Annotated in this window: 29 protein-coding genes; 16 read left to right on the top strand and 13 right to left on the bottom strand. The window is 66.9% G+C overall.

The window, feature by feature from the left end; genetic code table 11:
- Position 1: 1 nt before the first annotated feature.
- Together G6N42_RS20845 and G6N42_RS20840 are read right to left on the bottom strand one after the other, a co-directional pair.
- A complete protein-coding gene (locus tag G6N42_RS20845) occupies positions 2-616 on the bottom strand; it encodes a TenA family protein (protein ID WP_163732272.1) in 615 nt (204 codons plus the stop codon).
- Positions 613-1,167 carry a TenA family protein gene (locus G6N42_RS20840; RefSeq protein WP_163732270.1) on the bottom strand — a complete coding sequence of 185 codons (555 nt, stop codon included), beginning with the start codon at positions 1,165-1,167 and terminating at the stop codon, positions 613-615. Before G6N42_RS20840 ends, G6N42_RS20845 begins: the two co-directional genes overlap by 4 nt.
- A gap of 79 nt (positions 1,168-1,246) precedes the next feature.
- Here G6N42_RS20840 and G6N42_RS20835 point away from each other — a divergent pair, with 79 nt between their 5' ends.
- Positions 1,247-2,584, top strand: coding sequence for an acetamidase/formamidase family protein (locus G6N42_RS20835; protein ID WP_163732267.1), 1,338 nt, complete (start codon positions 1,247-1,249; stop codon positions 2,582-2,584).
- Positions 2,585-2,632: 48 nt separating this feature from the next.
- Positions 2,633-3,829, top strand: a complete 1,197-nt coding sequence (locus tag G6N42_RS20830) for a metallophosphoesterase (protein WP_163732264.1) — start codon at positions 2,633-2,635, stop codon at positions 3,827-3,829.
- Here the strand turns inward: G6N42_RS20830 and G6N42_RS20825 are convergent, their stop codons facing one another.
- Positions 3,830-4,603: an enoyl-CoA hydratase/isomerase family protein gene (locus G6N42_RS20825; protein ID WP_163732261.1), complete on the bottom strand. Its 774-nt coding sequence runs from the start codon at positions 4,601-4,603 to the stop codon at positions 3,830-3,832.
- Positions 4,604-4,638: 35 nt separating this feature from the next.
- Between G6N42_RS20825 and G6N42_RS20820 the strand changes: the two genes are divergently transcribed.
- The gene (locus G6N42_RS20820) at positions 4,639-6,108 is read left to right on the top strand and encodes an amidase (RefSeq protein ID WP_163732258.1); all 1,470 of its coding nucleotides are present in this window, start codon (positions 4,639-4,641) and stop codon (positions 6,106-6,108) included.
- 49 nt (positions 6,109-6,157) lie between these two features.
- Here the strand turns inward: G6N42_RS20820 and G6N42_RS20815 are convergent, their stop codons facing one another.
- Entirely contained in the window at positions 6,158-6,583 is a 426-nt protein-coding gene (locus G6N42_RS20815) for a pyridoxamine 5'-phosphate oxidase family protein (RefSeq protein ID WP_163732255.1), read from the bottom strand.
- A 168-nt stretch (positions 6,584-6,751) separates the two neighbouring features.
- On the opposite strand from G6N42_RS20815, the gene G6N42_RS20810 reads away from it, so the two are divergent.
- The 8 genes from G6N42_RS20810 (at position 6,752) to G6N42_RS20775 (ending at position 13,009) form a co-directional block, all read left to right on the top strand.
- On the top strand, positions 6,752-7,603 hold the full coding sequence (locus G6N42_RS20810; protein ID WP_232076208.1) for an acyl-CoA thioesterase: 852 nt from the start codon (positions 6,752-6,754) through the stop codon (positions 7,601-7,603).
- 31 nt (positions 7,604-7,634) lie between these two features.
- Entirely contained in the window at positions 7,635-8,000 is a 366-nt protein-coding gene (locus G6N42_RS20805) for a nuclear transport factor 2 family protein (RefSeq protein WP_163732249.1), read from the top strand.
- 63 nt (positions 8,001-8,063) lie between these two features.
- The gene (locus tag G6N42_RS20800) at positions 8,064-9,065 is read left to right on the top strand and encodes an AAA family ATPase (protein WP_163732246.1); all 1,002 of its coding nucleotides are present in this window, start codon (positions 8,064-8,066) and stop codon (positions 9,063-9,065) included.
- A gap of 4 nt (positions 9,066-9,069) precedes the next feature.
- Complete coding sequence (locus G6N42_RS20795; RefSeq protein ID WP_163732243.1) at positions 9,070-9,942, top strand: DUF58 domain-containing protein; 873 nt, start codon at positions 9,070-9,072, stop codon at positions 9,940-9,942.
- Positions 9,932-10,405, top strand: a complete 474-nt coding sequence (locus G6N42_RS20790) for a hypothetical protein (RefSeq protein ID WP_163732240.1) — start codon at positions 9,932-9,934, stop codon at positions 10,403-10,405. Before G6N42_RS20795 ends, G6N42_RS20790 begins: the two co-directional genes overlap by 11 nt.
- Positions 10,396-11,361 carry a hypothetical protein gene (locus tag G6N42_RS20785; protein ID WP_163732237.1) on the top strand — a complete coding sequence of 322 codons (966 nt, stop codon included), beginning with the start codon at positions 10,396-10,398 and terminating at the stop codon, positions 11,359-11,361. Before G6N42_RS20790 ends, G6N42_RS20785 begins: the two co-directional genes overlap by 10 nt.
- The gene (locus G6N42_RS20780) at positions 11,358-12,290 is read left to right on the top strand and encodes a vWA domain-containing protein (protein WP_163732234.1); all 933 of its coding nucleotides are present in this window, start codon (positions 11,358-11,360) and stop codon (positions 12,288-12,290) included. Before G6N42_RS20785 ends, G6N42_RS20780 begins: the two co-directional genes overlap by 4 nt.
- Positions 12,287-13,009, top strand: coding sequence for a hypothetical protein (locus G6N42_RS20775; protein WP_232076207.1), 723 nt, complete (start codon positions 12,287-12,289; stop codon positions 13,007-13,009). The genes G6N42_RS20780 and G6N42_RS20775 overlap by 4 nt, the downstream gene beginning before the upstream one ends.
- Before the next feature lie 5 nt (positions 13,010-13,014).
- Here the strand turns inward: G6N42_RS20775 and G6N42_RS20770 are convergent, their stop codons facing one another.
- Positions 13,015-13,290 carry a hypothetical protein gene (locus tag G6N42_RS20770; RefSeq protein ID WP_083126542.1) on the bottom strand — a complete coding sequence of 92 codons (276 nt, stop codon included), beginning with the start codon at positions 13,288-13,290 and terminating at the stop codon, positions 13,015-13,017.
- A gap of 138 nt (positions 13,291-13,428) precedes the next feature.
- On the opposite strand from G6N42_RS20770, the gene G6N42_RS20765 reads away from it, so the two are divergent.
- The gene (locus G6N42_RS20765) at positions 13,429-14,268 is read left to right on the top strand and encodes an SDR family oxidoreductase (protein ID WP_163732231.1); all 840 of its coding nucleotides are present in this window, start codon (positions 13,429-13,431) and stop codon (positions 14,266-14,268) included.
- A gap of 12 nt (positions 14,269-14,280) precedes the next feature.
- On the opposite strand, the gene G6N42_RS20760 is transcribed toward G6N42_RS20765, so the two are convergent.
- On the bottom strand, positions 14,281-15,111 hold the full coding sequence (locus tag G6N42_RS20760; protein WP_163732227.1) for an LLM class F420-dependent oxidoreductase: 831 nt from the start codon (positions 15,109-15,111) through the stop codon (positions 14,281-14,283).
- A gap of 117 nt (positions 15,112-15,228) precedes the next feature.
- Between G6N42_RS20760 and G6N42_RS20755 the strand changes: the two genes are divergently transcribed.
- Positions 15,229-15,882: a class I SAM-dependent methyltransferase gene (locus G6N42_RS20755; RefSeq protein ID WP_163732224.1), complete on the top strand. Its 654-nt coding sequence runs from the start codon at positions 15,229-15,231 to the stop codon at positions 15,880-15,882.
- Here the strand turns inward: G6N42_RS20755 and G6N42_RS20750 are convergent.
- Both G6N42_RS20750 and G6N42_RS20745 read right to left on the bottom strand, forming a co-directional pair.
- Complete coding sequence (locus G6N42_RS20750; RefSeq protein ID WP_232076206.1) at positions 15,872-16,540, bottom strand: helix-turn-helix domain-containing protein; 669 nt, start codon at positions 16,538-16,540, stop codon at positions 15,872-15,874. The genes G6N42_RS20755 and G6N42_RS20750 overlap by 11 nt on opposite strands.
- A gap of 16 nt (positions 16,541-16,556) precedes the next feature.
- Positions 16,557-17,333, bottom strand: a complete 777-nt coding sequence (locus tag G6N42_RS20745) for a glycoside hydrolase family 16 protein (RefSeq protein WP_163737910.1) — start codon at positions 17,331-17,333, stop codon at positions 16,557-16,559.
- A gap of 107 nt (positions 17,334-17,440) precedes the next feature.
- Between G6N42_RS20745 and G6N42_RS20740 the strand changes: the two genes are divergently transcribed.
- From G6N42_RS20740 to G6N42_RS20730, 3 genes are all read left to right on the top strand, one after another.
- Positions 17,441-18,808: an MFS transporter gene (locus tag G6N42_RS20740; protein ID WP_163732221.1), complete on the top strand. Its 1,368-nt coding sequence runs from the start codon at positions 17,441-17,443 to the stop codon at positions 18,806-18,808.
- Positions 18,805-19,401, top strand: coding sequence for an HD domain-containing protein (locus tag G6N42_RS20735; RefSeq protein ID WP_163732218.1), 597 nt, complete (start codon positions 18,805-18,807; stop codon positions 19,399-19,401). The genes G6N42_RS20740 and G6N42_RS20735 overlap by 4 nt, the downstream gene beginning before the upstream one ends.
- Positions 19,402-19,473: 72 nt before the next feature.
- Positions 19,474-20,760, top strand: a complete 1,287-nt coding sequence (locus tag G6N42_RS20730) for an HNH endonuclease signature motif containing protein (RefSeq protein WP_163732215.1) — start codon at positions 19,474-19,476, stop codon at positions 20,758-20,760.
- A gap of 88 nt (positions 20,761-20,848) precedes the next feature.
- Here G6N42_RS20730 and G6N42_RS20725 read toward each other — a convergent pair whose 3' ends face one another.
- Genes G6N42_RS20725 through G6N42_RS20705 form a run of 5 tightly spaced genes read right to left on the bottom strand, consistent with a single transcriptional unit; the run spans position 20,849 to position 26,662 of the window.
- Positions 20,849-21,556 carry an alpha/beta fold hydrolase gene (locus tag G6N42_RS20725; protein ID WP_163732212.1) on the bottom strand — a complete coding sequence of 236 codons (708 nt, stop codon included), beginning with the start codon at positions 21,554-21,556 and terminating at the stop codon, positions 20,849-20,851.
- Positions 21,557-21,571: 15 nt separating this feature from the next.
- Positions 21,572-24,073, bottom strand: coding sequence for a DEAD/DEAH box helicase (locus tag G6N42_RS20720; RefSeq protein WP_163732209.1), 2,502 nt, complete (start codon positions 24,071-24,073; stop codon positions 21,572-21,574).
- 31 nt (positions 24,074-24,104) lie between these two features.
- Entirely contained in the window at positions 24,105-24,908 is an 804-nt protein-coding gene (locus G6N42_RS20715) for a class I SAM-dependent methyltransferase (RefSeq protein ID WP_163737907.1), read from the bottom strand.
- Between the two features lie 42 nt (positions 24,909-24,950).
- Positions 24,951-26,201, bottom strand: a complete 1,251-nt coding sequence (locus G6N42_RS20710) for an MFS transporter (RefSeq protein WP_163732205.1) — start codon at positions 26,199-26,201, stop codon at positions 24,951-24,953.
- Positions 26,198-26,662 (bottom strand): MarR family winged helix-turn-helix transcriptional regulator, encoded by a 465-nt coding sequence (locus G6N42_RS20705; RefSeq protein WP_163732202.1) that lies wholly within the window; start codon positions 26,660-26,662, stop codon positions 26,198-26,200. The genes G6N42_RS20710 and G6N42_RS20705 overlap by 4 nt, the downstream gene beginning before the upstream one ends.
- Position 26,663: the final 1 nt, after the last annotated feature.

Raw genomic sequence — 26,663 nt, 5'->3', positions numbered from 1 at the left:
TTCAGCGTGACAGTGCCGACTCGAAGAACGCCACCTCCAGGTCCATTGCCCGTCGGTACGCCTGCCTGACGGCAGGGCTGTCATCGGCGTGCTGGTCGAGTAGCCCCTCCAGCTGGGACGCCAAGCTCTCGAAGCCGGGATCGGAATAGGTCTGCACCCACTCCGCGTACGGTCCCGCCGCCTCTGCATCCAACGATGTCCCGAGCCAGGCGTAGAGGCGCATGCACGGTGTCATCGCCGCCAGTGTCACACCCAGGCCGGACGTCGCGGCGGTGGCGAGCAGGAAGTCGGTGTACGCCAGCGTCGCCGGTGACGGTTCGACACCGGCCATGTCGATACCCCAGCGCGCGGCGTATGAGTTGTGCAGACCCAACTCATCGGCTACTCCGGAGATCAAGCCGGCCAATGCGATCAGCGTGGGGGTATCGGTGCTGCGAGCCAGCGCCAAAGCGTAAGCGCGGGCGAAGGATTCGAGGAAAAACGCGTCCTGTGCGACGTAACCCGCGAAGACGTCTCGATCCAGCGAGCCGTCGCCCAGCCCGCGGACGAACGGATGCGCCAGCGCGGCGGCGGCCAGCTCGCCGTTGGCGGACCACAGCTGAGTGGAGAGGCTCATGCCAGTGCCATATCCCAGAACGCCACCTCACGCGTCAGCACCTCGGCGACCACGTCGTCGTGGCCTTCGGGGGTTGCCAGTTCCCCGAGCGCGTCCACGTATGCGGCGAAGCCGGGCGCGGTCCAGTGCTCCACGAACTCACGCAGGGGTGAAGTGCTCGAGACCGCCGATGACCACGCGACTAGGTACACCCGCTCGATGACCCAGAGGGCCGTCAGTGCCGCGTCGACAGGCATCGTGTCGAGCCGCAGCAGCAGTTCGCGGTAGGCGGCCGTCGCCGCCAGGGGCTGCGCCGGGGTGACGCCCCGCTCGGCCGACTTCACCTCGAACCAGTCCAGCTCGTCGACCAGGGCCACACATCCCCCCGCGAGCACCCCCTGAGCCGGGCGCGGCGCCCGCGCGAGCAGCCGCGCCTGAAAGGTCAGCAGGTCGGCGACAAACAGTGCGTCCTGCGCCAGCCACCGGTCGAAGTCCGCGTCGCCGATGGTGCCGTCGCGCACCGCGTCGAGGAACGGATGCCGGGTCGCGGCGGTCCAGAGGGCATCGAGCACGCCCGAAAGACTAGTCCAGGGTCGAGAAGTGTTACGCCCAGGCAATGTGTCCGAAATCGGATGCGGGAATGCCCACAGAATGAACAGTGATGCTGAACTAGCCGCCGAAACGATCATGCGGGGGATAGGGCGCCGACGGTTCGTTCAGGCGGTGGCCGCACTGAGCGCGGGAGCAGGCCTCGCCGCATGCGCATCGTCCCCGGGCGCGGATGGCGGAGCATCGGCGAGCGCCGGTGAGATCCTGCAGCCCGGTGGCGGCCCCATGCCGGGCGATCACTACCTCGGTTCGGAGCCCGACCAGGTGCTGTGGGGTTACGTTCCCACGGTGCACGCGCAGTCGGTGCTGCAGATGCGGTCAGGGCAGACGGTCACCATCGACGCTGTTTCGCACGAAGGCATACTCGAGGACCAGGGTCGAAACCCGGTCGAGTACTTCGGCGGTCACGGCGTACGCGAAAGAGACGTCCTGAAGGACGCGATCGATATCGCTGCCGGATACCGGCGCACCCCACGCAATTTCGATGTCGACGGACCGCACATCGTCACGGGCCCGATCTTCGTCGAAGGCGCACAGCCGGGTGATGTCCTGAAGGTCGAGACGCTGGAGGCGGTTCCCCGGGTGCCCTATGGCGTGGTCTCCAGCCGGCACGGTAAAGGGGCGCTTGCGTTGTCCGCGAAGGGCGAAGCGCCCGCGGGCGTCAGGTTGGACGAGGTGATGCCGCCCGCGGCAACCGACGGGCGCAAATCCAAGGATCCCGCCAGATACGGCAACGTGTCGGTGTTCACCGCAGTCGAAGAAGGCAACGGTGTGATGCCGTTCGGTGACGCGGCGGCAGTGCGGTTTCCATTGCGGCCCTTCATGGGAATGATGGGCGTCGCGTACGCGGACGCTCCGGGGTTGACCTCGCCGAATGCGAACTCGGTACCGCCGACGCTGGGCGGCGGGAACATCGACATCGGCCTGCTGGGGCCGGGGTCGGCGTTCTATCTGCCGGTCTTCGCCGAGGGGGCGCTCTTCTACGTCGGCGATCCGCACATGGCGATGGGCGACGGCGAAGTCGCGCTGACCGCCATGGAGGGATCGTTGCGGGGAACGTTCCGCCTCACGGTGTGCAAGAAGGGCACCGCCGATGCACCGTCGGTTGCCTTCATGTACCCCTTTGCGGAGAACCAGGATTCGTGGATTCCGATCGGGCTGTCCGACCCAGACGGCGCGGCCAATGAACAGGGAAGCGACCTGGACGTCGCGATGCGTCGCGCCGTGATCAACGCACTGAACTTCCTGGAGAACGATCGCGGCATGGATCGTCCGACGGCCTACGCATATCTCTCCGCGGCGGCGAACTTCGCCGTCAGCCAAGTGGTCGACAAGACGGTCGGGGTGCACGCACAGATTCGGAAAGCGCACTTCGCCTGACCGCCGGCCGGCGGCGAGCCCGCGAATCCATCGGTAACGTCGTCGGTGATGACAGACAATCCCGCTGAGGTAGTCGAAACGATCGACGACCCGCCACGGCGGTCCCGCAAGCTCGGCCGGCTGGCGGTGGTTTTGACCATCGTGGTGCTGCTATTCGCCGTGCCGTGGTGGACCCTGCTGGGGGCGGGGACGGCGTGGCCTCCCGCCGTCTTCGTGGCGGGCACGCTGCTCTTTGTCGCCGCGGCCGGCGCTCTGCCGACGCTGATGGTGCTCGGCCATGGCCGCCGGCATTCCGACCGGGCCGCCGTCGCAGGCGATGCGCTGCTGGGTGCGACGTGGGTGCTGTTCGTCTGGTCGGTGCTGGGCCAGGTGGCGGGCCTGCTGCTGCTCGCCGGGGGAGTCGGGGATCCGGCACGGTCGAGGTGGGTCGCGGGCGGCGTACTCGTCGTGACGCTGGTTCTGGTGGCGTGGGGCTACGCCGAGGCCATGCGAGTCCCTCGGGTGCGAGAAGTCGACGTTGCCATCGCCAGGCTCGGCCGAGGTCTGGACGGACTGCGCGTCGCGCTCATCACCGACACCCATTACGGGCCGATCGACCGGGCGCGCTGGTCGGCTGCCGTGGTCGCGCGGGTCAATGAACTCGGCGCCGACGTCGTGTGCCACGTCGGTGACATCGCCGACGGAACCGTCGAGGTACGCGAAAACCAGGCGAGCCCGCTGGCGGCGGTGGATGCCACATCGGCGCGGGTCTACGTCACCGGCAACCACGAGTATTTCAGCGAGGCGCAGGGCTGGCTGGACTACATGGAGCGCATCGGGTGGGACGCGTTGCACAATCGGCACATCGTCGTCGAACGCGGTGGTGACCGCCTGGTCGTCGCCGGGGTGGACGACGCCACCGCGAAAGCCTCCGGTGTGAACGGGCACGGCGCAAATCTGGATGCCGCACTGGCGGGTGCCGACCCGACGCTGCCGGTCCTCCTTCTCGCCCATCAGCCCAAGCAGGTCGGGCGCGCCGTGCGTGCGGGCGTCGACTTGCAGGTGTCGGGGCACACCCATGGCGGCCAGATCTGGCCGTTCAATTACCTTGTCCGACTGGACCAACCGGTGGTGCAGGGTCTGAGTCGCCACGGTGAGCGGACGCAGCTGTACACGAGCCGCGGGACGGGCTTCTGGGGTCCGCCGTTTCGGGTATTCGCGCCGAGCGAGATCACTCTGCTGACGCTGCGCGCCGCTGTTGTCTGATCAGCGGCCCCGCCACTGTGGCGGGCGCTTCTGCTGCCACGCCCGAATTCCCTCGGCGACATCCTCGGTCGCGGCGGCGACCTTGCGCATCGTCTCGCCGAAGCGGACCGACTCGATCCACCCCATGTTCGCGGTGCGCCACGCCACCTCCTTGGTGGCGCGCTGGGCCAGCGGCGCGGCCTTCGTCAGCGTCTGCGCCCAGGCACGTGCCTGCGCCTGCAGCTCGTCGGGCTCGACAAGCTTCCACACCAGGCCGACCTCTTTGGCACGTTCGGCCGACATCGGCGCACCGGTCAGCAGCAGCTCCATGGCATCGGCCCATCGCAGCCGCTCGGGCAGCCGGATCGCGCCGACGATGGTGGGGGTCCCAAGCGTCACCTCGGGGAACGAGAACGTGGCCGTCGTGGAGGCGATGACGAAGTCGCAGAACAGAATTCCGGTCACCCCGTAACCGACGCACGGCCCGTTGACGGCCGCGATGGTCGGCTTGAACAGTTCCATCCCGCTCTCGAACGAGTTGATCGTCGGCTTCTCCCAGAACGTGCCGCCGAAGGTGCCCACCGATCCCTCGCCGTCCTTGAGGTCGCCGCCGGCGCAGAACACACTGCCGTTGGCGGTCAGGATGCCCACCCACGCGTCCTCGTCGTCACGGAACCGGTCCCAGGCGGCGTTCAGGTCTTGGCGTAGCGCGCCGTTGATGGCGTTGCGTGCCTCTGGACGATTGAGTGTGATCGTGGCGATGTGATCGTCCAACTCGTAGGTGACCAGGCTCATGGCTGCACGATAACCACGCGACATACGGTCAGTGAATGAACTTCGAGGAGTACCGGACGTACGACGCCACCGGGCTGGCGAAACTGGTCGCCGACAAGCAGGTGTCCGCGGCCGAACTGCTGACGCTGGCGCGGGAGCGGGCCGCCGCGGTGAACCCGCGGATCAACGCGATCGTGCGTGACGTGCCCGCTGCGCCGACCGCGGAGCTCACCGGACCGTTCGCCGGCGTCCCGTTTCTGATCAAGGACCTCGGGCAGGACTACGCCGGTCTGCCGACCTCGGCTGGTTCACGCGCGCTGATGTCCGTGCCCGCCGCCGAGCATGCCACCGTCGTCCAACGCTGGATCGACGCGGGCCTGGTCATCTTCGGCAAGACCAACACCCCCGAGTTCGGCGCAAAGGGGATCACCGAACCGGTCGCGTGGGGGCCCACCAACAATCCGTGGGATCTGCAGCGCTCGCCGGGTGGCTCGTCGGGCGGGGCGGCGGCGGCGGTCGCGGCGGGCATCGTGCCGTGTGCCGGGGCGAGCGACGGCGGCGGATCGATCCGGATCCCGGCCGCATGCTGCGGGCTCGTCGGATTGAAGCCTGGCCGTGGTCTGACGCCGTTCGGTCCGGCGACGGGCGAGGCCATGCACGGCGCGGCGGTGCAGGGCGTCGTCTCGCGCACCGTGCGCGACACCGCCGCGATGCTCGACGTGATCGTCGGCGGCGAACCGGGCGGACCTTTCGTGCCCGGATTGCCGGATTCGCCCCTCGCGTCGAACGTCGGCGCGGAGCCTCCGAAGCTGCGCATCGGTGTGCGGGTGCCGTGTGCCATCACGCCGTCGCCGCATCCCGAGGCGTACGCGGCCGTCGAGTCCACCGTCGCCGCGCTGAGCGCGTTGGGCCACCACGTCGAGGAGCTGCCCGAGGCCCCCTTCGACGATGCCGCTCTCGCCAGGGAGTTCCTGCTCGCGTGGTTCGTCAACACCGCGTGGGAACTCGCCGAGGCCAAACGCGTGTCAGGCGCGGGCGACGACGCGTTCGAGCGTGACACCCTGATCCTGGCGGCGATCGGCCGTGCGACCAGCAGCGTGGACTATGTCGACGCGGTCCAGAAGCGCCACGAACACACCCGCCGGCTGACGACCTTCTTCGAGTCGTACGACCTCTTGATGACGCCCTCACTGGCGACCCCGCCCCCGAAGACCGGCGAATTCGACCTCCCGGCCGCGCTGCAGAAGGGTGCCGACCTGCTGCTCAAGACCCGGACCGCCAGCATGCTGCGGTTCACCGGAATCGTCGACGACATGGTGGACAAGAATCTCGGCTGGGTGCCGTACACCCAGCTGGCGAACATCACCGGGCGACCCGCGATCTCGCTGCCGCTGCACTGGACCGCGGCCGGTCTGCCGCTGGGTGTTCAGTTCGTCGCCCCGCTGGCAGGTGAGGCGCTGCTCATCCGGCTGGCGGCCCAGCTCGAGCAGGCGCTGCCCTGGGCGCAGCGCATCGCGCCGGTTTAGTGGCGGCGCCACGTGCTGACCAAGGACGGCCAGCCGCTGGCCTGGCAGGTCAGTACGAGTAGCGACTGACTTTCTCCGGGTGGATGACGAACCGAACTTGGTCCTCGGCCAGGATGTCGTCGAGGTCCTTCGCGCGCACGGGGTCGTTCAGGTCCCAGTAGCGCGCGGCCAGTCGGGCGGCCAGGTCCCGTCCGCCGTCGGTTTCCACGCTGGCGCGGCCGGCGACAGACACCCATCGCTCGCGTTCACCAACGGGGGCGGCAACGACGATCGAGGCGCGTGGGTCGTCGCGCACCCGCCGCACTTTCAAAGTGTCTGGCCCCGTGAACAATTGGATTGTCCCCTCGGCGGTGGCCTCGAACCACACCGGTCGGGGCTGCGGCGGAACCGGACCGTTGGCGACGGTCAGAAAACCGTGCAGCGGACGGCGCAGAAACTCGAGGTCCTCCGCGGTCAGCGACGCATCAGAACTCATTCCTGGGTGGACTCGTCGTCTTCGTCAGCCTCCGTCGGCAGTGCTGCCGCTCCCGGGGTGGCGGGCGTGGTGAGGACTTCGTCGGTTTCGTTCGCAGGCTCCGGAGATGTCATGACGGACCCTTACCCGCGATCCGAACGGCGAAAACGGCTACGGCATGATGCGCAGGTGACATACCGACCGCCGAGCCTGGCCGACGTTGTCGCCACCCTTGAAGTCGAACGGGTCGACGAACACCACTTCCTCGCGACGCAGCTAGACAATCCGGCTCACCACATCGTCGGTGGACACATCGCGGGTCAGGCGCTCATGGCGGCGAGCCTCACCGCTCCCGGCCGAACCCCGCACAGCGTGCACGTCTACTACATCCGGGCCGGCGACGCGCGGTCCCCCGTCGACATCCACGTCGACGTGGCGCGTGACGGCGGCGCGCTGTCGACCCGCCAGATCACGGCGCGTCAGAACGGACTGATCCTGCTGGAAGCGCTCGCGTCGTTCAGCGAGCCCATCGAGTCAGTCGACTATCACCAGCCGATGCCCGACGTCGCCGCCCCTGAATCGCTGCCACCCATTCAGGAGCAGCTGGCGGACTACGCCGACGAGCTGGGCGGCCATTGGGTCCGGCCGCAACCGTTCGATCTGCGCTACGTCGACGCCCCACCACGGCTGGCGATCGAGTTGCCCGAGCTGCCACCGCGTATGCGAATGTGGTGGCGGCCCAACGGTTCTGTGTCCGCCGATCCGGTGCTGGGCAGCTGTCTGTTGACGTACCTGTCGGGTACGACGATGGTCGAGGTGGCGCTTACCCGGCGGCGGCAGACGCCACTGAGTGCCTTCAACGCGCTCATCGACCATGCGCTGTGGTTTCACCGGCCGGTCGACCTCTCGGATTGGGTGCTGTCCGACCAGTTTTCGCCGAGCGGTGTCGCGGGCCGTGGACTATCGACGTCGACGATGTACAACCGCTCAGGGCAACTGGTCTGCATCGCGACCCAGGAGCTGTACTTCGGCAGAAAATGACCCGCGATCAGCAAGCACGTAGGCTAATACGGTGTCTGACCCGATCGAAACCCTGATGCTGGCCAACCTGCTCGCGGTGTTCAACGAACGCGACGAGAAAACGCGGCGCCCCGCGATCGAGCGCACCTACGCACCCGACGTCCGATGGACCGACGCCGAGGGCGTGTCCACCGGACGTGACGCCTTGGAAGCGAAATGCGTTGCGCTACAGAATCAATTGGGAGACCAACAGTTCGCGGCGGCCGGCCCGGTGCACGTGCTGCCCGACTTCGGATACCTGGCCTGGAACCTCGTCGACCCGACCACCGGACAAACCGGCATGTCCGGCTTCGATGCCGCCGTGATCAAGGACGGCAGGATCGCCGAGCTCTACACGGTGCTGATTCCGCCCTCCTAGCAAGCATGAGTTGGCGGTGGCTGGGTACACCTACCGGGACTTGTCTCGATACGGAAGGTACCTATGACCGCGTCACCACCGCGGCTTGACCAGCGCGATCTCGCCGACGCCGAACGCGTCGTCGCGGCGGTGTCCTCGGCCTTCTCGGCCAAGGTGGTCGGCCAGCACGACCTGCGGGAGTCGTTGCTGATCACATTGCTGGCCGGCGGGCACCTGTTGATCGAGAGCGTGCCCGGCCTGGCCAAGACCACGGCCGCCCGCGTCATCGCCGAGTCGATCCAGGCGGGGTTCCGGCGCATTCAGTGCACCCCCGACCTATTGCCCAGCGACATCATCGGCACGCAGATCTACGAGGCGGCCACCAACTCCTTCGCCACCCAACTGGGGCCGGTGCACGCCAACATCGTCCTGCTCGACGAGATCAACCGATCCAGCGCAAAAACCCAGAGCGCGATGCTCGAGGCGATGGAAGAACGCCAGACCACCATCGCAGGTGTGGAATACCCGATCCCCGAACCGTTTCTGGTGATCGCCACCCAGAACCCGGTCGAGCAGGAAGGCACCTATCCGCTCTCGGAGGCGCAGACCGACCGATTCATGTTGAAGGAACTCGTCCGGTATCCCTCCGTCGACGACGAGGTCGAAGTCGTGATGCGGATGGACGCCGGCCTGTACGAGAAGAACTACCGAACGCCTCCGGTCGTCGGGATCGACGACATCCGGCGTGTTCAGGCCCTCGTGGGAACCGTGTACATGGACCGCGAACTGATCGCCTACGCCAGTCGGCTCGTGAGCGTGACGCGGGAGCCGGAGCAGTATCTGCCGGCTAACATCGCCCGGTTGATCGAATACGGAGCGAGCCCCAGAGCGACGATCGCGTTCTGCCGTACCGCCCGCGCCCTCGCCGTGGTCCGGGGCCGCAACCACGTCGTGCCCGATGATGTCGCCGCGCTGGCGCACCGCGTCCTGCGCCACCGCCTGATCCTCGGTTTCGAGGCGGCCAGCCTGCAGATCACGCCCGACGTAGTGGTCGATGCGGTGCTGGCAGCGGTGCGGGTGCCGTGAGGTCATGGGCAAGCATCTCGACCGCACCAAGCAGTTCTTCGGGCGCGATACGACCGGACTCTTGGACGGTGGGCGGTACGCGCTGGTTCACACCCGCAGCCTCGAATTCGACGACCTACGACCCTATGTGCCGGGCGACGACGTCCGCGACATCGATTGGAAGGCCACCGCACGGTCGGGCCACGTCCTGATCAAACGTTTCGTCTCCGAGAAGCACCATAAGATTCTCGTGGTCGCCGACGCCGGCCGGAATACCGTAGCTCAGGCGCCATCCGGCGAGCGTAAGCGTGACATCGCAGCCCATGTCATCGGTGCAATCGGGCTGATCACCTTGCGGCGGTCCGACGAGATCGGCATGGTGTTCGGCGACGTTCGTGGATGCGTCGACATCCGACTGCGGCGCGGTGAGACACACATCGAGAGCATGCTGCACCGGTTCGATCACCACACCAGGACCGCACCAGCGCCCAGCAATGTTGTGACACAGCTGAATTGGGTGGCGAAGCACTATCGACACCCGCTGTTGATCTTCGTCGTATCCGACGAGCCGGAAATCAGCGACGGACTCGGCGAGACACTGACCCAACTGACGGCGCGGCATGACGTGCTGTGGGCCATGGTCGCCGACATGGCGGCGGTCGGGTCCGTCGACGACGAGGGCGACGGTTACGACGTTGCCGGCGGCCGGGTCGTCATGGGCGGCGCGGCGCTCGGACCGGATGTCGTCGAGGCGTACCGCAAGGCCGAATTCGCCCGACGGGAACACCTTTCGACGTTCTTGACGAGGCACGGCGTGCCACACGCGAGGTTTACCGGCAGTACGCGCATCCGAGCCGGACTGACATCGATGACCGGAGCGTTCGCCCGTGTCAGGTGAGCTGGTCCGGTTCGTCCTCGGACCCACGCCGTACTCGTCGTGGTGGCTGTGGCTCGCGGTCCTTTTGTCGTTGACCCTGATCGGTTGGTACGCCGGGGTGTTCGTGTTCACGATGCCGGGCCGTCGGTTGCGCGGCCTGCCCGTCATCGGAACGGCGCGCAGCGAGCTGGTCAAGCGACGGTCCGCCCACGCCGTGCGCGCAATCGGTGAGCGCTATCGCGCGGGTGAACTGGCGTCGGCTCCCGCCGCTGCGGCGGTCAGCCGCGAGCTGCGGGCGTTTCTGCACGCTGCCACCGGTGTGCGTGCTGAATACATGCAAGTCCACGCCATCGCTATTGGCGAGTTGGCCGTGGCGGCACCGGTTTTGGCGGACCTGATCGACGCTCAGTTCAACGCCGATTCGAACGTCGACGTCGCATTCGTGAGTGACTCCGCCGAGGAGTTGATCCGCACATGGAACTGACGTGGTGGGTCGTGGCGATCGCCGGATGTCTCGGATTGGCGAGCTGTATCTCGGCGGTGCTGTTGAGGCCGACGCGTACCGAGCGGCGGCGGCTGCGTCTACTGGCGAACGTCGACCGGCTGACCCGCCTGCCGGAGTACCGACGCGCAGCGCGGCTGCGCACGCTGTCGGCCTTCGTCGCCATCACGTTGCTGACGGTGATCTTCGGAGCGGCCGTGGTCGCTGCCGCCCGACCGATTGGATTGCCCTCGGCCGCAAGGCAATCCCAGGAGGCCCAGCCCGAGGACATCATGCTGTGCATGGGCGGTCCGCCAACCGACTCCGATGTCCGGGCAACGCTGCGACGCTTCGCGACCGAAGTCGCGAACTTCAGCACGCAGCGCATCGGGTTGACCACCGCCGACCGGCGAATCGTGCCGATGACGCGCGACTATCAATACGCGGCAGGTCGATTCAATGCCTACGCCGGTGGGTCGGGCGATGCCGCTGCGTGGGCTCCCGCTCTGGACTACACGAACTACGCCGGCGGTGTCGAAGATGTGCTGGCGATGTGCCTGACGGGCTTTCCGTCGGTTGACCAGTCGAACGCACCGCGGCGTTCGCTCATCTACGTCGGACCCGGGTCGCTACGCTCCCCCGGCGACCCCCGCCCCGCGCTGTTCACCCCCGACGGGGTCCGCGATCTGGCGCAGGAAGCCGGTGTGCAGGTCAACCTTATGTTCACCGAGATGGACAACGGAGCACTGGACGCACTGGCGCGTGAGAGCGGCGGCCGCTCGTTCCCGGTTAACTCGGATACGAACGCCGACCTCGCCGAGATCAGGGATCACCCCCCACCGTCGACTGAGTCTCAGAATGCCGCCGTCAGCGCTGTCGAAACGCCCGATATACCACTGGTATTGGCGCTGTTAGCGCTCACCGCATTGGTGCTGTGGCCGCTGGTGGTGCGACCATGACGCTGCATCCGGTCCTGCCGACACTGCTCTTGGTCGCCATGGCGGTGCTGCTGATCGTCGCGCAGATTCTCGCGTTGCGGCGGTGGCGAGCCTCCGGGCGCAACCGGACGGCGCTATGGCGGTGGCTCCTCATCAGCGCCGCGGCTCTGCTGCTCGTCGTGGCAGCGACTCGTGTGGTGATCCCGGTCGACGACGAGAGCACGACACGCAGCGCGGGCGACCTGGAACCGAACGTGTTCCTCGTCGTCGACCGATCACCGGACATGGCGGTTCGCGACCTCGACGGCCGCACCCGGATGGACGTCGCGCGCGACGACCTCGAGGTATTGGTCGACCGCTATCCGCGCGGACGCTTCGCGGTCATCGGATTCGCGTCGGCTCCGTCGCTGGACTGGCCGCTGTCGGCTGACACATGGAGCCTACGTCCGGTCCTGGACACCTTGGTCCCCTATGCGAACGGGCCCGACACCGCCACCCAGACCAACGCCGGCGCGGCGGGCACCGTGTTGAGGTACCAATTGATCAGCGCGGTCCAGCAATATCCACGGGCCACGACGCTCGTCTTCTATCTGGGCGCAGGCGCACCTGAGTCCGAGCTCCCGCCAAGGGAATTCGCACCGCCTGCCGGATCGGTCGACGGTGGCGCTGTGCTCGGTTACGGCACTTCCGTCGACGAGGCCGCGCTACGAGGTGTCGCCGATCAACTCGGTGTCCCCTACGTCGCGCGGCCCGACGCCGCACCTCTGTCCGCGGAGCTGCCGGACGGCGCAACGGATGCGCCGACCACCGCACTCACCTCAACCGAAACAGGCACCGAGACGTACTGGTTACCGGCCGTCGGCGCCGCGATCCTCATCCTGATCGAGCTCTACCTCGTGCTGCGCGACCTCCGGCGCAACCGAGTCGTCAGCGCGGAGGTGGCCACGTGACCTGGTGGCGGAGCGGTTCCGCGCGGCTGCGGCTGCGACGGCGATTGCTGGTGTTCTCCGCGCCGATCGCGCTGCTTCTCGTCATGGTGATCGTCAAGTCGCTCTCGGTGGTGATCGCGGGGGAGTCGGCCGTCACGGCGTTCACCGAGCGGGACAACGCAGGGTTACGCCGGGCCGTCGACTCGCTGACCGTGCTCAATGTCATCGAACCGGCCAAAGCGTATTTCGCCGCAGGCAGTCTCGCGGTGCTCGACAACAGGCTGGAGGAGGCGGACCGCCAGTTCAGCGAAAGTCTGTCGCGCAGCCCGACCGGTGAATCCTGTTCGGTGCGGGTCAATCTCGAACTCGTCCGCGAGACGTTAGGCGACCGGGCGGCTGCCGTGCTCGACGGCCGCACCGCGGTCGCGTACTTCATCGGTGCGCGAACCGTGGTTGAGGAAGCTCCGCAGGGGTGCTTTGCGGGCAACACCGATCCGGATCCGCAACGGCAGGCACTACGCAACGAGGCACTGCCCCGTCTGAATCAGAAGATCGGCGCCGCGCAGGTCGCACCACCGCCGCCTCCGCCAGCGCCTGAGGTCCCGGCCGCATCACCGCCGCCAGCGCAGGCCGGTGGCACGACAACGGAGGACGGTTCACAGTTGCGCCTCGAGCCCGGCACCCCGATGGAGCGCTTGCAGCAGATACTTCGCGACGCCGCGGAGCGCGACGGGACTTGATCGGTTTATCCGCCGCCGGTGACGATGTTCGACGACAGCGTGAGCATCTGGCCGTTCTTGCACACGCCCCAGCGACCGCCCCAGCCGGACGTCCACACCACGGGTTCGCCAAGCCAGACCTGGGTCGGCTTCGGCGGGGCATGGGGTGGCGGTATCTCGCCCTGGGGGATCGAGCACGGAGGCGGCTGGGCAATAGCGAGCCCGGCACCAAAGCCGAGGCTCGCCGCAGCAAGCCCGCCTGCGAAGGAAATCGCGGCGACAGTGGTCTTGATCGAAGGCATCTGCATCACTCCAGCATCGCGACTCGTCCGGCTAATTAGTAGACGTAACCACCTTACGGGATGGCTAAACGCTCTGACGGCACTGTGACATCCGACCCGGGATATGTAACGTCGACGCGATCCGTATACGGTCCAGATATGACTCGAGTGGCGGTAATCACGGGCGGCGCGGGCGGCATGGGCCTGGCCACGGCAAAAATCGTCGGCCCAGACCACACCTTGGTGCTCTGCGACGTCAGGCAGGAACGTCTGGACGCCGCCGCCGAGACGCTGAAGGGTCTCGGAATCACCGTTACCGCCGTCAACTGCGACGTCACCGACCGGTCGGCGGTCACCCGGCTGTTTGAAACGGCAACCAGCCTCGGGACCCTCGCCTCCGTCATCCACACGGCGGGAGTCAGCCCCAGCATGGGCGACGCCGACTACGTCATGCGGACCAACGCGGTGGGGACGGTCAACGTCGACGAGGTCTTCTACGAGACGGCGCCCGAGGGCGCGGCGATCGTCAACGTCGCATCGATGGCGGCCCACATCCTGCCCGACGAGCTCATTCCGGTCGCGGAGTTTCCGAAAGCCCTGACCGACGAAGCAGCCTTCATGGCGGCGGTACTGCCTGCCTGCGACATCGCCGGCGACGAGGCGCGATCCGGTATCGCCTATGCGATCAGCAAGAGCTTCGTCCGGTGGTACAGCGCATCGCAGTGCGAGCGGTTCAACGGCAAGGGTCTGCGCATCGTCTCGGTCTCTCCGGGGTCCGTCGACACCGAGATGGGCAGGCTCGAGGAGCAGGCAGGCGCCGGAGCGATGGTCGCCGACGCCGCGGTCCCGCGCTGGGGCAAGGCCGAGGAGATGGCCGACCTGCTGGCGTTCTGCGTCAGCGACAAAGCCGGCTATCTCACCGGCACCGACATCCTAAACGACGGCGGTGTGGTCGCCTCGATGAAGGAACGTGCCAGGGTCGCCGCCCAAAACGGTTGAGCCGCAACGGCGTCAGCCGCGGTACTGGGCGACTTTCTCGGCGAACTCGTCGAGTATCCGCAGCGACTCCTCGCGCGGTTTGGTGGGCAGGAGCAGCGCCACCTGTCCATATCCGAGGTCTTCCATCGCGCGCCAGTATTCGGGATCGGCGGGTGTGCCGAATTGAGCCAGGGGCGCATCGCGGCCCCCACCGGCCCGGATCTGCTCGATGCGTCTGGCCAGGTGGTCGACGGGAAGCGGATTGGAGATCCAGCCGGCGTCGTGCCGGATGATGCGCTTGACGGTCGCATCGGAGTCGCCGCCGATGTAGATGGGCGGATAGGGCTTCTGGACCGGCTTGGGCCGCAGGTACGACGAATCGAAGTCGACGTACTTGCCGTGATACTCCGCGGGCTCGGTGGTCCACAGCGCCTTGATGGCCTCGATGCGTTCGTCGAGCAGCGCCCCACGCGTCTTGGGGTCCGTGCCGTGGTGGCGTAACTCCTCGATGTTCCACCCCGCGCCGACGCCGAACACGAACCGACCGCCGGAGATCAGGTCGATGCTCGCGGCTTCCTTCGCAGTCACGATCGGATCGCGCTGAATGAGCAGCGCAATCCCGGTGAACAGCTCGATTCTCGAGGTGACGGCCGCGGCAGCGGCCAGCGTGACGAACGGGTCGAGCGTCCGGTAGTAGATCGACGGCAACTCGCCGCCCATCGGGTACGCGGACTCCCGGCTCGCCGGAATGTGGGTGTGCTCGGCGATTACGAGCGACTCGAAACCCCGCTCCTCGACCACCTGTGCGAGCGATACGGGGTCAATGCCGTCGTCGGTCACGAATGTGGAGATTCCGAACTTCATGAACCACTCCCGTCGTCTCAGTGCTCAAGGCCCCGTCGGGGCGTTGTATTCCCCGCCCGCAGCAGGACAAGCGTTTTGTTCAAGACCAGTTCGGGGCGGCCGTTGAAACTGGGGCCTATGAGCGAGCAGGCCTTCACCCCGGCTACCGGACGGTTCGGGGCGACGCGGTTCTACGACCCCGTCGTCGCATTGACACGTGAACGACTGTGGCGGTCGCTGGCCGCCATGTACGTCGCGCCCCGGCCCGGCGACGTGATCGCCGATGTCGGTTGCGGCACCGGATCGTTGGCCGTGTTGCTGGGCCGCGTGGAACCGCGTGCACAGATCATCGGGCTGGACCCTGACCGCGAAGTGCTTGCGCTGGCGCGTGACAAGGCGGACGCGGCCGGCGTCGCGGTGGACTGGCGCGTGAGCATGGGCGACGCGTTGGTGGACGCGGTGGGCGCTAACTCGGTGGATACGGTGGTATCCAGCTTGGTGCTCCACCAATGCCCGCTCCGGATGAAGCGAGCCGTGCTGGCGTCGATATACGAGGTGTTGAAGCCCGGCGGGAAAGTGGTGATCGCCGACTTCGGGCTGCAGCGTACGACGCTGATGCGCACGGCATTCCGCATCGTGCAGCTGGCCGACGGTAAGGAGGACACCCAGCCGAATGCCGACGGCGTGGTGCCGAAGCTGTTGTCCGAGTGCGGATTCAAAGACGTCCGCGAGGCGGAGGTCGTACCGACGGTGAGCGGTTCGATCTCCGTCTATGTCGCGCTCAAGGAGTGACTGCGCCGATCGGAAGCAGTGCTGCCGGCGTGAGTCCCATCATTTCGCGCATCTGCCGCGTGAGGTGGGCCTGGTCCGCGAAGCCCGCCTCGGTGGCCGCGTCAGCCAATGACAGACCCCGTTGCAGCGCCTCGGCGGCACGTCGGAGCCGCGTCCACACCCGCCAGCGGGCCAACGGCATCCCCAACTGTTGACGGGCCAGCGCGCGAAGACGCTGGGGTGAGAGCCCGACTTCGGCGGCCAGATCGGAGAGCGCAATGTCGCTGCCCGCCAACGTGTTCAGTGCTGCGACTAGGCGTGGGTCCAGGTCGTCGGACCCACGATGACCCGCCGGGCGGACGTCGTCCTCGCCCAGGTTCTGCAGTTCGGGTGCCGCGCAGATCCCGTTGCCGTAGCGCCCACGCAGCCCATCGGCGAACGCGCAGTGCGGTTCAACGAAGTAGGTGAGTACGTCCGCTGTCGCGAGCAGACAGTGCCGCTGCATGGGCGACACCACGAGCGCGGCACCACGATGGGTGACGTCGCCTCCGTCCACGACGCCGACGTCGTCGCTCATCCCGATCATGATCTGGAATGCGGCGTGACGATGCAGGGTTCCCGCGGTCGTCGGTCCTCGGTACACCGCGTAACCCTCGCCGACAGCGAAGCGAGGAATCACGCTGGCGCCCAACGTGTTACCAGACGCGAACCCAGTCGACGAGCATCTCAGCGGGGTAGGTGCCGCCACTGGGATCCCCGCCGCCGGAACCGGCGACCGCAAGCCCCAAGATCGGGAACAGCGTGTAGCCGGGCGTGTTGAACTGGTAATTGGGCAAGCTGTCGGGCGTGACGGTGAAGTACGGTGCCGCACCGGGTGTGTGGTCCAGCCAGAAGCTGATGCCTGACTCCGTCCACTGTGCGCGCCACCGGTGCCACGCGCTGTCGGGTGCGATGGTGTGGCTGACGTGCTCACCGCCGTTGAGGTTGGCGTGGACGGTGGTTCCGGGGGCCCAGCTGCCGTTGCCGTACCACTCGATGATGTCGACTTCGCCGCCGTTGGTCGGACTGTTGTTGGCCAGGTACCAGGCCGGCCAGCACCCGGGGGTCAGGCAGTCGAACTTGACCCGGGCCTCCCAGGTGGTGTTGATGGGCCCGCGGTACCTGCCGAACAGTTTGCCGCTGTAGTACGTGTCGCCGTCCTTGGCCGCACGGAGGACGAGGTTGGAGTTGCCGTCGACAAAGAGGTTGCGCCGGTCGTCGCGGTACTGGCCGACGTTCTCAGGCAACTCCCAGAAGGTGGGGTCCTCCATGGTCTCGCGTTCGTACGCGGGCTCCCATTTCGAGAAGTCCGGGGCCGAACCCGCCTCACCGTCGAAGTTGTCCTCGAAGAGGTACTTGGCGGCTGGCGGGTCAGCGTGCGCGGCGGGCACGGACACGGTGGCCGCGAGCGCGCCGATGCCGGCGATCTGCATGACGCGGCGACGATTCAGTTCAGGAACCACAGGACTAGGTAAGCGCTTATGTCCGCGAAGCGCAAACCCCTTCCGATCTTGGCGGCCGTAGGGCTAGCGTCCCCGGCATGAGTACGGCGTCCACCCAAACCGGCCCGACACGCGCCCCCACCAGCACTCGAAGGGCAGTTCTCAACACCGTCAAGGGCTCGGCGGGCAACCTCGTCGAATGGTATGACGTTTACGTCTACACGGTGTTCGCGTCTTATTTCGAGGCCCAGTTCTTCGACAAGGCCGACACCAACTCGACGGTGTACATCTACGCCATCTTTGCGGTGACGTTCGTGATGCGCCCGGTGGGATCGTGGTTCTTCGGTCGGTTCGCCGACCGTCGCGGCCGTAAGGCGGCACTGATGTTCAGCATCACGGTGATGTCGACGTGCTCGTTCGTCGTGGCGATCATGCCAACGCGCGAGACCATCGGGTACTGGGCGGCGGTGATCCTGGTGCTGGCCCGGCTGGTGCAGGGGTTCGCCACCGGCGGTGAGTACGGGACGTCGGCGACCTACATGTCGGAGGCGGCGACTGCCAACCGGCGCGGTTTCCTGTCGTCGTTCCAATACGTGACCCTCGTCGGTGGGCACGTGCTGGCGCAGTTCACCTTGCTGATCGCGTTGCAGTTCCTCGACGACGACGCGATGCACGACTGGGGTTGGCGCATCGGCTTCTTCATCGGCGGCATCGCAGCGCTGGTGGTGCTGTGGATCCGCCGCTCGATGGACGAGTCGCTGAGCGAGACGCATCTGGAGGCCATCCGCGAGGGCAAGGACCGCGACGCCGGCTCGCTGAAGACGTTGTTCACCACGCACTGGCGGCCGCTGCTGCTCGTCTTCCTCATCACCGCGGGCGGCACGGTCGCGTTCTATACCTACAGCGTCAACGCACCCGCAATCGTCAAGTCCACCTTCGGATCTGACCGTGCGATGACGGCGACGTGGGTCAACCTGCTGGGCCTGATCTTCCTGATGCTCTTGCAGCCGCTGGGTGGACTGCTCAGCGACCGGGTCGGACGTAAACCCCTGCTGGTCTTCTTCGGGGTGTCCGGCGTGATCTACACCTACTTTCTGCTGACGTTCCTGCCGGAGACGACATCGGCGATCACGGCGTTCCTCATCCTGGCCGTCGGCTACATCATCATCACCGGCTACACGTCGGTGAACGCGATCGTGAAAGCGGAACTGTTCCCCGCCGAGATCCGGGCGCTCGGAGTGGGTTTGGGCTACGCGCTGGCGAATTCGGCGTTCGGCGGCACGGCCCCCATGCTGTATCAGGCCGCCAAGCCCGATCACATCACCTTGTTCATCATCTATGTGACGGTGATAATCGGCGTGAGCCTGCTGGTCTACATCTTCGCGCTGAAGAACAAGAGCGAGACGGTGCTGGATCGCGAGCAGGGCAGCGCGTGGGCGGTGCCGTCAGCGGTGACTCGCAAGTGACGACGCCGGAGATTCTCCACAGCTCAGCCCTGGCTGAGGAGATCCTCGAGTCGCATCGCCACTTCGCGCATGGTGATGACGCCGGCTTCGATAGTTACAAGGCGCACGTGTACCGCGTCATCAACTTCGCGCGGGCGCTCACGCCTGACGAAGGCAACCGCGATGACAAGCTGGCCATCGCGTCCGCATTCCACGATCTGGCGGCATTCGACACGATCGACTATCTCGTGCCATCCATCGAGGCGCAGGACGCCTGGCTGAAGGAGACCGGCCGCGAAAGTTGGTCAGATGAGTTGGCGCTCATCGTCGCCGAGCATCATCGACTTTTCGGTTATGGATCCAACCGCCCCCACGCGGCACTGGTGGAGGCGGTCCGCCGGGCAGACCTCGTCGAGGTCAGCCAGGGCAGGATCAAGTTCGGTCTCCCGCGTTCCTACGTCGACGACGTGCGGGCGGCGTTCGACGCCGACGAGTTCTTCAACCGAGTAGTGCCTTCTGGGGCTGTGCGTGCAATCCGTAAGCTGCAGCAGCCCGGGTTCTTACGTCCTCGCAACGCATTGATCCGCTCGGGCCACAAAGGTATCGATCACTAGGTCCACTAAGCGGCGTTGTCGTTAATTTGTTGCGGCCCAGGACTTGTCGGACCCCTCTGTTTTGATGGGGTCATGTCCTCGATCGCCGCCTCCGACGCGGCGGTCGTGCGTCCGAAGGACCGGCTGGAGGTGTTGTTCGGCGAGCTGGGTGAGTTGATGGGTCAGCGCAACGCCATCGACGCGCGCATCGTGGACATCGTGGCCGAGATGGACCACGACAACCTGGTCGGCATGACCGGGTGTCGCTCGCTGTCGGCTTTGGTGGCGTGGAAGACCGGCTCCTCGACCAGAAACGCCGGGAAGATCGCCGCGATTGCGCACCGGGCCCGACAGTTTCCGCTGTGCATGGCGGGCCTGCGCGAAGGCCGGTTGTCGCTGGATCAAGTCGGCATCATCGCCGAGAAAGCCGGCGAGGGTTCTGATGGGCACTACGTGACGTTGGCCGAGGTCGCCACCGTCAGCCAACTCAACACCGCCCTCAAGGCCGAACCACCCCTGCCATCTGAACCCGACCCCTGGCGCGACACCCCACCAGAACGGGAACCCGAGCCGCCGCCGCGGCCCACGATCACCACCATCCACAGCGACGAGCAGACCACCACCTGGACATTCACCCTGTCGCACCTGGACGCCGCAACCTTCGACGCGGCCGTGCAGTCCCATCTGGATGCTGCGGTCGCCGCGTGGAAACGCGACCACGACACCGACACCCTGCCCGCCGCGGTAGCGTCGCCGTTTCCCACCAAGGGTGAGGCGTTCATGAGCCTGGTCGAAGCCGGCTGGGACGCCGACGCTACCCGCCGCCCCCACGGCCAGCACACCACCGTCGTGGTGCACCTCGACATCAAAGAACAGGTGGCTGCCCTGCACCTGGGGCCGTTGCTCACCGACGCCGACCGCCGATACCTCACCTGTGACGCCACCTGTGAGGTGTGGTTCCACCGCGACGGACAACCCCTCGGTGCCGGACGTTCCACCCGCACCATCGGCCGCCGGCTACGCCGCGCCCTAGAACACCGCCACCCCACGTGTGCGGTGCCCGGCTGCGGAGCCACCCGCGGACTGCACGCCCACCACATCCAGCACTGGGAAGACGGCGGCCCCACCGACCTGGACAACCTCGTCCTACTGTGCCCCTACCACCACCGCGCCCACCACCGCGGCGTCATCACCATCACCGGACCCGCCCCCAACATCACCGTCACCGACAGCCATGGCCGAACCCTCAGCCCGGGATCACTCGCCCGCCCACCCACCCGACCCCCACCCGACGCCGCGCCCTACCGCGGACCCACCGGCGAACGCGCCCAATGGTGGTGCTACACCCCCTTCCAACCCACACCACCAACCGCCAACTAGGGGAGGGCCTTTCGCGCCTTCGCGCTGATCTGGCCGACGGCTCCTGGCACCTCGACCTCGGATACCGCCTACTCGTCGCCGATGTCGCTCAACCGACCCGCAACAGCACGTCTGCGACCGCCGACGGCTGGGACAGAAACGGCGAATGACTGCCGGGCAGCTCGACGATGTCGGCATCGATTCTGCGAGCCACCCGCTTGGACCAGGAGGGGTTGACGACCAGGTCCTCGTTGCACACCACTGACGTACAACCCACCGACGGGTGCTCCGACAGCGAGCACGGCAACGTCCACGGGTATCCCGATTGGGGCCGAAGATGATCGATCGCCGCAGTTGCGGTCGCGTCGTCGCAGTCCGCGTAGAACACGTTGCGGGCGAACTCGAGATCGACCCACGTCGTGCGCAATTGGTCGTCGGGCTCGGTCAACCCCTGCAGCCATCCGCTGCCGAACTCCGGGCTGACCATGTCGGGTTCCGCCTGCCACTGATCGAGGAGACTGAGTCCGGCCGCCGGAACGGCCGCGCACAGATACACCAAATGCCGCACCGGGCGGCGGTCCGGAATCAACGCTCCCGTGGCGCCGGCCAACGAATGAGCGACCACCACGACGTCGTCGTCGCACCCGCCAAGGGCGTCGCACACGAGATCGGCGTACGCATCGAAGTCCGCAGTCCCGTCATCACTCGGCAGCTGTGGCGCAAGTACCTCATGCCCGGCCCGCTCCAAGAGCGGCGCCACGCGTTCCCAGCACCACGCGTCATGCCATGCGCCGTGGACCAGCGCGAACGTCGTCACGCGCCGAGCGTATCCCTAGTCCATCCGCCCCGCGTCGATCACGCGAAGGACGGCCGCGCCCTCCTCGTCGGACGCCTCCAGGTCCACCTCCGCTGAAAAGCCCCAATCGTGGTCGCCTGCAGGGTCGTCGAGGATCTGACGCACCCGCCACACGCCGGGCTCACGGTCGATGATCAACAGCGTGGGACCGCGCGCGTCGGCTCTCGTAAAGATCTCGTCGTGCTCGGCGAAGTACTCGTCGCCCACGTCCTGCCAGCGGTCCGACGTCCATCCCGAGCCGGAGTCCAACTCGCCGAGTTCATCCCACCGCCGCCGCGCGAACAACTCGACCCGGCGGAACAGCGCATTGCGCACCATCGCGGTGAACGCCCGCTCGTTCCCCGTCAACGGGCGCGGCCGGGCCGGCACCGCGACCGGCGCCTCCAACGGCTGGTCGGGGTTGGTGAGCTCCTCCCATTCGTCCAGCAGACTCGAATCGACTTGGCGTACAAGCTCGCCGAGCCACTCGACGATGTCGGTGAGCTCTTCGGTCCGCGCCGAGGCAGGCACACCCGACCGCAGCGCCTTGAACGCATCCGACAGGTAGCGCAGCACCGCGCCCTCCGCGCGGGTCAACCCGTACACGCTGACGTACTCACGGAACGTGAACGCCCGCTCCCACATCTCGCGCACGACCGCCTTGGGCGACAGCTGACCATCGGCGGCCCACGGGTTGGTCCGCAGATACACCTCGAACGTGTACCCGAGCAGTTCCTCCAGCGGCCGCGGATAGGTGACGTCGTCGAGCAGTTCCATCCGCTCGTCGTACTCGATGCCCTCGGCCTTCATCGCCGCGATCGCCTCACCCCGAGCCTTCTTCAACTGGGCGGCCATGATCTGGCGCGGGTCCTCCAGCGTCGCCTCGATGACCGAAACCACATCCAGTGCGTATGTTTCCGACTCCGCATCGAGCACCTCGACCGCCGCCAGCGCGAACGTCGACAACGGTTGGTTCAACGCGAAGTCCGGGGGCAGATCCACGGTCAGCCGGTAACGGCGCCCATCGGGCTCGGGTTCGGCAAGCCGCTCCACGACACCCGCCTGCAGCAGCGACCGGGCGATACCCACCGCCTCGCGGATGTGCCGCAGCTGGCGCTTGCGTGGCTCGTGGTTCTCAGTCAATAGCCTGCGCATCGCGGCGAACGGGTCACCTGGGCGGTCGACGACATCGAGGATCATCGCCGTCGACACCCGCATGTTGCTGGTGAGCGGTTCCGGGGTGGCGTCCACCAACTTCGTCATCGTCTTCTCGCTCCACGGCACCATGCCCTCGGGCACCTTGCGGCGCACCAGCTTTCGCCGCTTCTTCGGGTCGTCGGCCACCTTCGCGAACTGTTTGAGGTTCTCCACCTCGTGGTCGGGCGCCTGGACGACGACGGTGCCCGCAGTGTCGTAGCCCGCCCGTCCGGCCCGTCCCGCGATCTGATGAAACTCGCGGGCGTTGAGCAGCCGGGTGCGCGTCCCGTCGTACTTCGACAACGCGGAGAACACGACGGTCCGGATCGGGACGTTGATGCCGACGCCGAGAGTGTCCGTGCCGCAAATGACTTTGAGCAAGCCGGCCTGTGCCAACTGCTCGACAAGGCGTCGGTACTTGGGCAGCATCCCGGCGTGGTGTACACCGATTCCGTGCCGGACCAACCGCGACAACGTCGTCCCGAACGCGGAGGAGAACCGAAAGCCACCGATCAATTCGGCGATCGCCTTCTTCTCCTCCTTGGTGCACACATTGACGCTCATCAGTGCCTGCGCGCGCTCCAGCGCCGATGCCTGGGTGAAATGCACCACGTAGATCGGCGCCTGCTTCGTTTGCAGTAGGTCGCCGATCGTCTCGTGCATCGGCGTGGTGGCGTAGTAGTGGTGCAGCGGGACCGGCCGGACCGCGTTGGCCACCAGCGCCGTCGGCCTGCCGGTGCGCCGGGTCAGATCCTCGCGCAGGAACGTGACATCGCCGAGTGTGGCTGACATCAGCAGGAATTGGGCCTTCGGCAACTCCAGCAGCGGAACCTGCCAGGCCCACCCCCGGTCGGGGTCGCCGTAGAAGTGGAACTCGTCCATCACCACCAAGCCGATGTCGGCAGAAGCGCCTTCGCGCAAGGAGATGTTGGCCAGCACTTCCGCGGTGCAGGTGATGATCGGTGCGCCCGCGTTGACGGCGGCATCGCCGGTGAGCATGCCGACGTTCTCCGCACCGAACACGTCGCACAGCGCGAAGAACTTCTCGCTCACCAACGCCTTGATCGGCGCGGTGTAGTAGCTGCGCCGCGTCGCCGCCAGCGCCGCGTACAGCGCGCCCGTCGCCACCAATGACTTGCCCGAACCGGTCGGCGTCGCCAGCACCACGTTCGCGCCGCTGACCAATTCGATCAGCGCTTCCTCCTGTGCGGGGTAGAGCACGGTGCCCTGCGCCTCGGCCCACGCCGCGAACGTGGTGAACAGCTCGTCGGGGTCGTCGAGGCGCGGGGCAGTCAGGATCATCTCGAGGACCAGCCTGCCCTACGGCCGTCGGTCAGCCGAATTCGAGCAGCGTGTAGGCGCCGCGGTGTTGTTTCGTCGGCTTCCACTGCCAGAAGGCCGGGAACAACTTCTCGAACACAAAGCCTCGCCCCTTGGGCATCGGCAGGTCGTGGACGGCTCGGATACCCGGCACCGTGTTGGCCAGATCGGCCAGTTGCTTGGGGGACAGGCTGAACGGCATCGGGGGGACGCGGTAGCGCCGTGAGGAGCGCATGCCCTTCGGCGCCAAGCGCTTCACCATGACTGGCGGGAGGTCGAAGATCATCTGACCGCCGGGAAACCGCCGAGCACACTCGGTGATCAGGGACATCGCCTCGGCCGGTTGCAGATACATCAGCAAGCCCTCCGCGGTGATGAAGACACCGTCGCTCGAGTCGACGGTGTCCATCCAGGAGTAGTCCAGCGCGGACTGCGCGAGGGTGGTGATGCGCTCAGACGCCGGCAGCAGCCGCTGGCGAAGGTCGATGATCGGCTGGAAATCGACCGTGATCCAACGGAATCCGTAATCGGGTAACGCACTACTGAGGCGCCAGAAACTCGTCTGCAGGCCTTCGGCGAGGGCGACCACGGTGGCGTTCGGATGCCGAGAAAGGTAGCGCGTCGCGGCTCGATCGAAGGCGAGTGACCGCAGGGCCATCTCCTGACCCTTGCGGCGGCCGAACTTGTCGAAGTCGAAGTCGATCGCATCGACGAGCCGGATCGCCATCGGGTCGTCGATGATGGCGTCCGGGTGGCGGGCTTGATATGCCCTGCCGTTCAGCGTCAGCAGTGCCGTTTCCGAGACTCCGGTGAGCATGCTGGCGTCGGCGCGGTCGCCGGATGTGTATGCCACGCGGCATCAAGCCCGGACGGGCAGCGGGCCGGTGATGTTCGACGGTCGGCACCACAGCGCAACCAGGAGGCACAGCACGGCGGCCACGGCGAAGGCCGCGTGCACGCTGAACGCGTCGGCGGTTCCGCCGAGCAGCGCGGCGGCGAGCGGTCGTGACCCGAGGAAGCCCACGAGCCAGAGCGCCATGATCCGGCCCCGCAACTCCTCGGGGGCGCGCTCCTGCACGACGGTGCTCAGCCCGGTCATCGCCCAGCCGAAGCCCAGGCCCGCCAGCGCGAACCCGCCGATCGCGAGCGCAGGTTCCGGCGCGGCCACGAGCACGCCGCAGCCCGCACCCAGCCCCGCCAATCCGATCGCCGACACGTTCGCCGACGCCATCCGGCCGCCCATGATCGCCAGCGCCGCCATCCCCAGTGCCGCGCCGATGCCGAAGCTCGCCGACAGCACCCCGATCAGACGTGCGTCGCCGCCCAGTTCATCGGCCATCGATGGGGCCAACGTGATCGATGAGTCGGAGGCGAATCCGACCGCCCCCACCGCGATCAACGCCAGCAGCAGTGGGCGGTCGCGCCACACGTATTTCAGGGCGACCCGGACGCGGTAGTCCGTGCCGTCCAACCGTACTGGCGGCGCCGGAAAACGCACGATGAGAAGGCAGACCGCAAACACCAGGTGTAACGCGGCGCTGACACCGAAGCCGGCCGCCGCCCCCAGATGGGCAGCGAGATAGGCGCCGGACGCGGGACCGACGATGCGTCCGATCGTCATGGGAATGCTGTTGAGCGCCATGGCCGTTGAGAGCTCACCGTCGCGAATCAGATCCGGCACGATGGACTGCATCGCCGGACCACCGACGACGAACCCGAAGCCGACGAGCAGCGTCCCGAGGAGCACGGGCGCGGCCACGGACACGCCCTGCTGCGAGGGCTCGACGAACAGCCATGCTGCGGTGAAACCGGAGCCGGCGACACACAGCACCCGGCCGAGCAGGATCTGCCGAGCAGGGTTTCCGGTGTCGGCCCATTTACCGCTGGTCGGACTGAGGATCAGCTGCGGCGCGAACTGGACGACGCCGACGAGACCCACCATGAGTGCGGATCGCGTCGCGTCGTACATCACGATCGCCGCGACGATGCCGTGCGTCCACACGGCGACGACCGAGATCATCTTTCCCCAGAAGAGCGCGCCGAAGACCGGGTCGAACATCAGCCGCAGCGCGCTGCGGGGCCCGGTCGGGGCGGTGACTTCAGCGGTCATCGGCTCACCGAGTTCTCGAAACGGTCGGTCAGTCGCTCCAACAGGGCGACGAGGGTATCGACGTCGGAGTCGGGCCAGTCCGCGATCGTCTTGGCGACCAACTCGCGTCGCCGCTCCGTCACAGTCGCGAGTGCGCTGCGGCCGAGATCGGTCAGCACCAGCACGCAACGGCGTTGGTCGTCGGTGGCGAACGCCTTTGTCAGCAGCCCGGCGGCGACGACGGCGCCAACCGTGCGGCTGGCGGTCGAATGCTCGACGGCCATGTACTCGGCGACGTCGCTGACCGAGGCCCCGTCGCCGGAGTTCTCGACGGCCCGCAGCACGCGCAGCGTTGACACGTTCGCGACCGGGTCTCCCTCGAGGAGCCGCCGACGCCAACTCGGCCGCTGACGTACGACATGAAGGCGCGTCAGCAGCTCGTCGAGATGGTCGTATCGCGAATGCGGCACGCATATATGCATA

The sequence above is a fragment of the Mycobacterium gallinarum genome, from assembly GCF_010726765.1.
GTDB lineage: Bacteria > Actinomycetota > Actinomycetes > Mycobacteriales > Mycobacteriaceae > Mycobacterium > Mycobacterium gallinarum.
The sequence above is the reverse complement of the archived record's forward strand: the minus strand, read 5'-3'. Positions and strand labels throughout refer to the sequence as shown.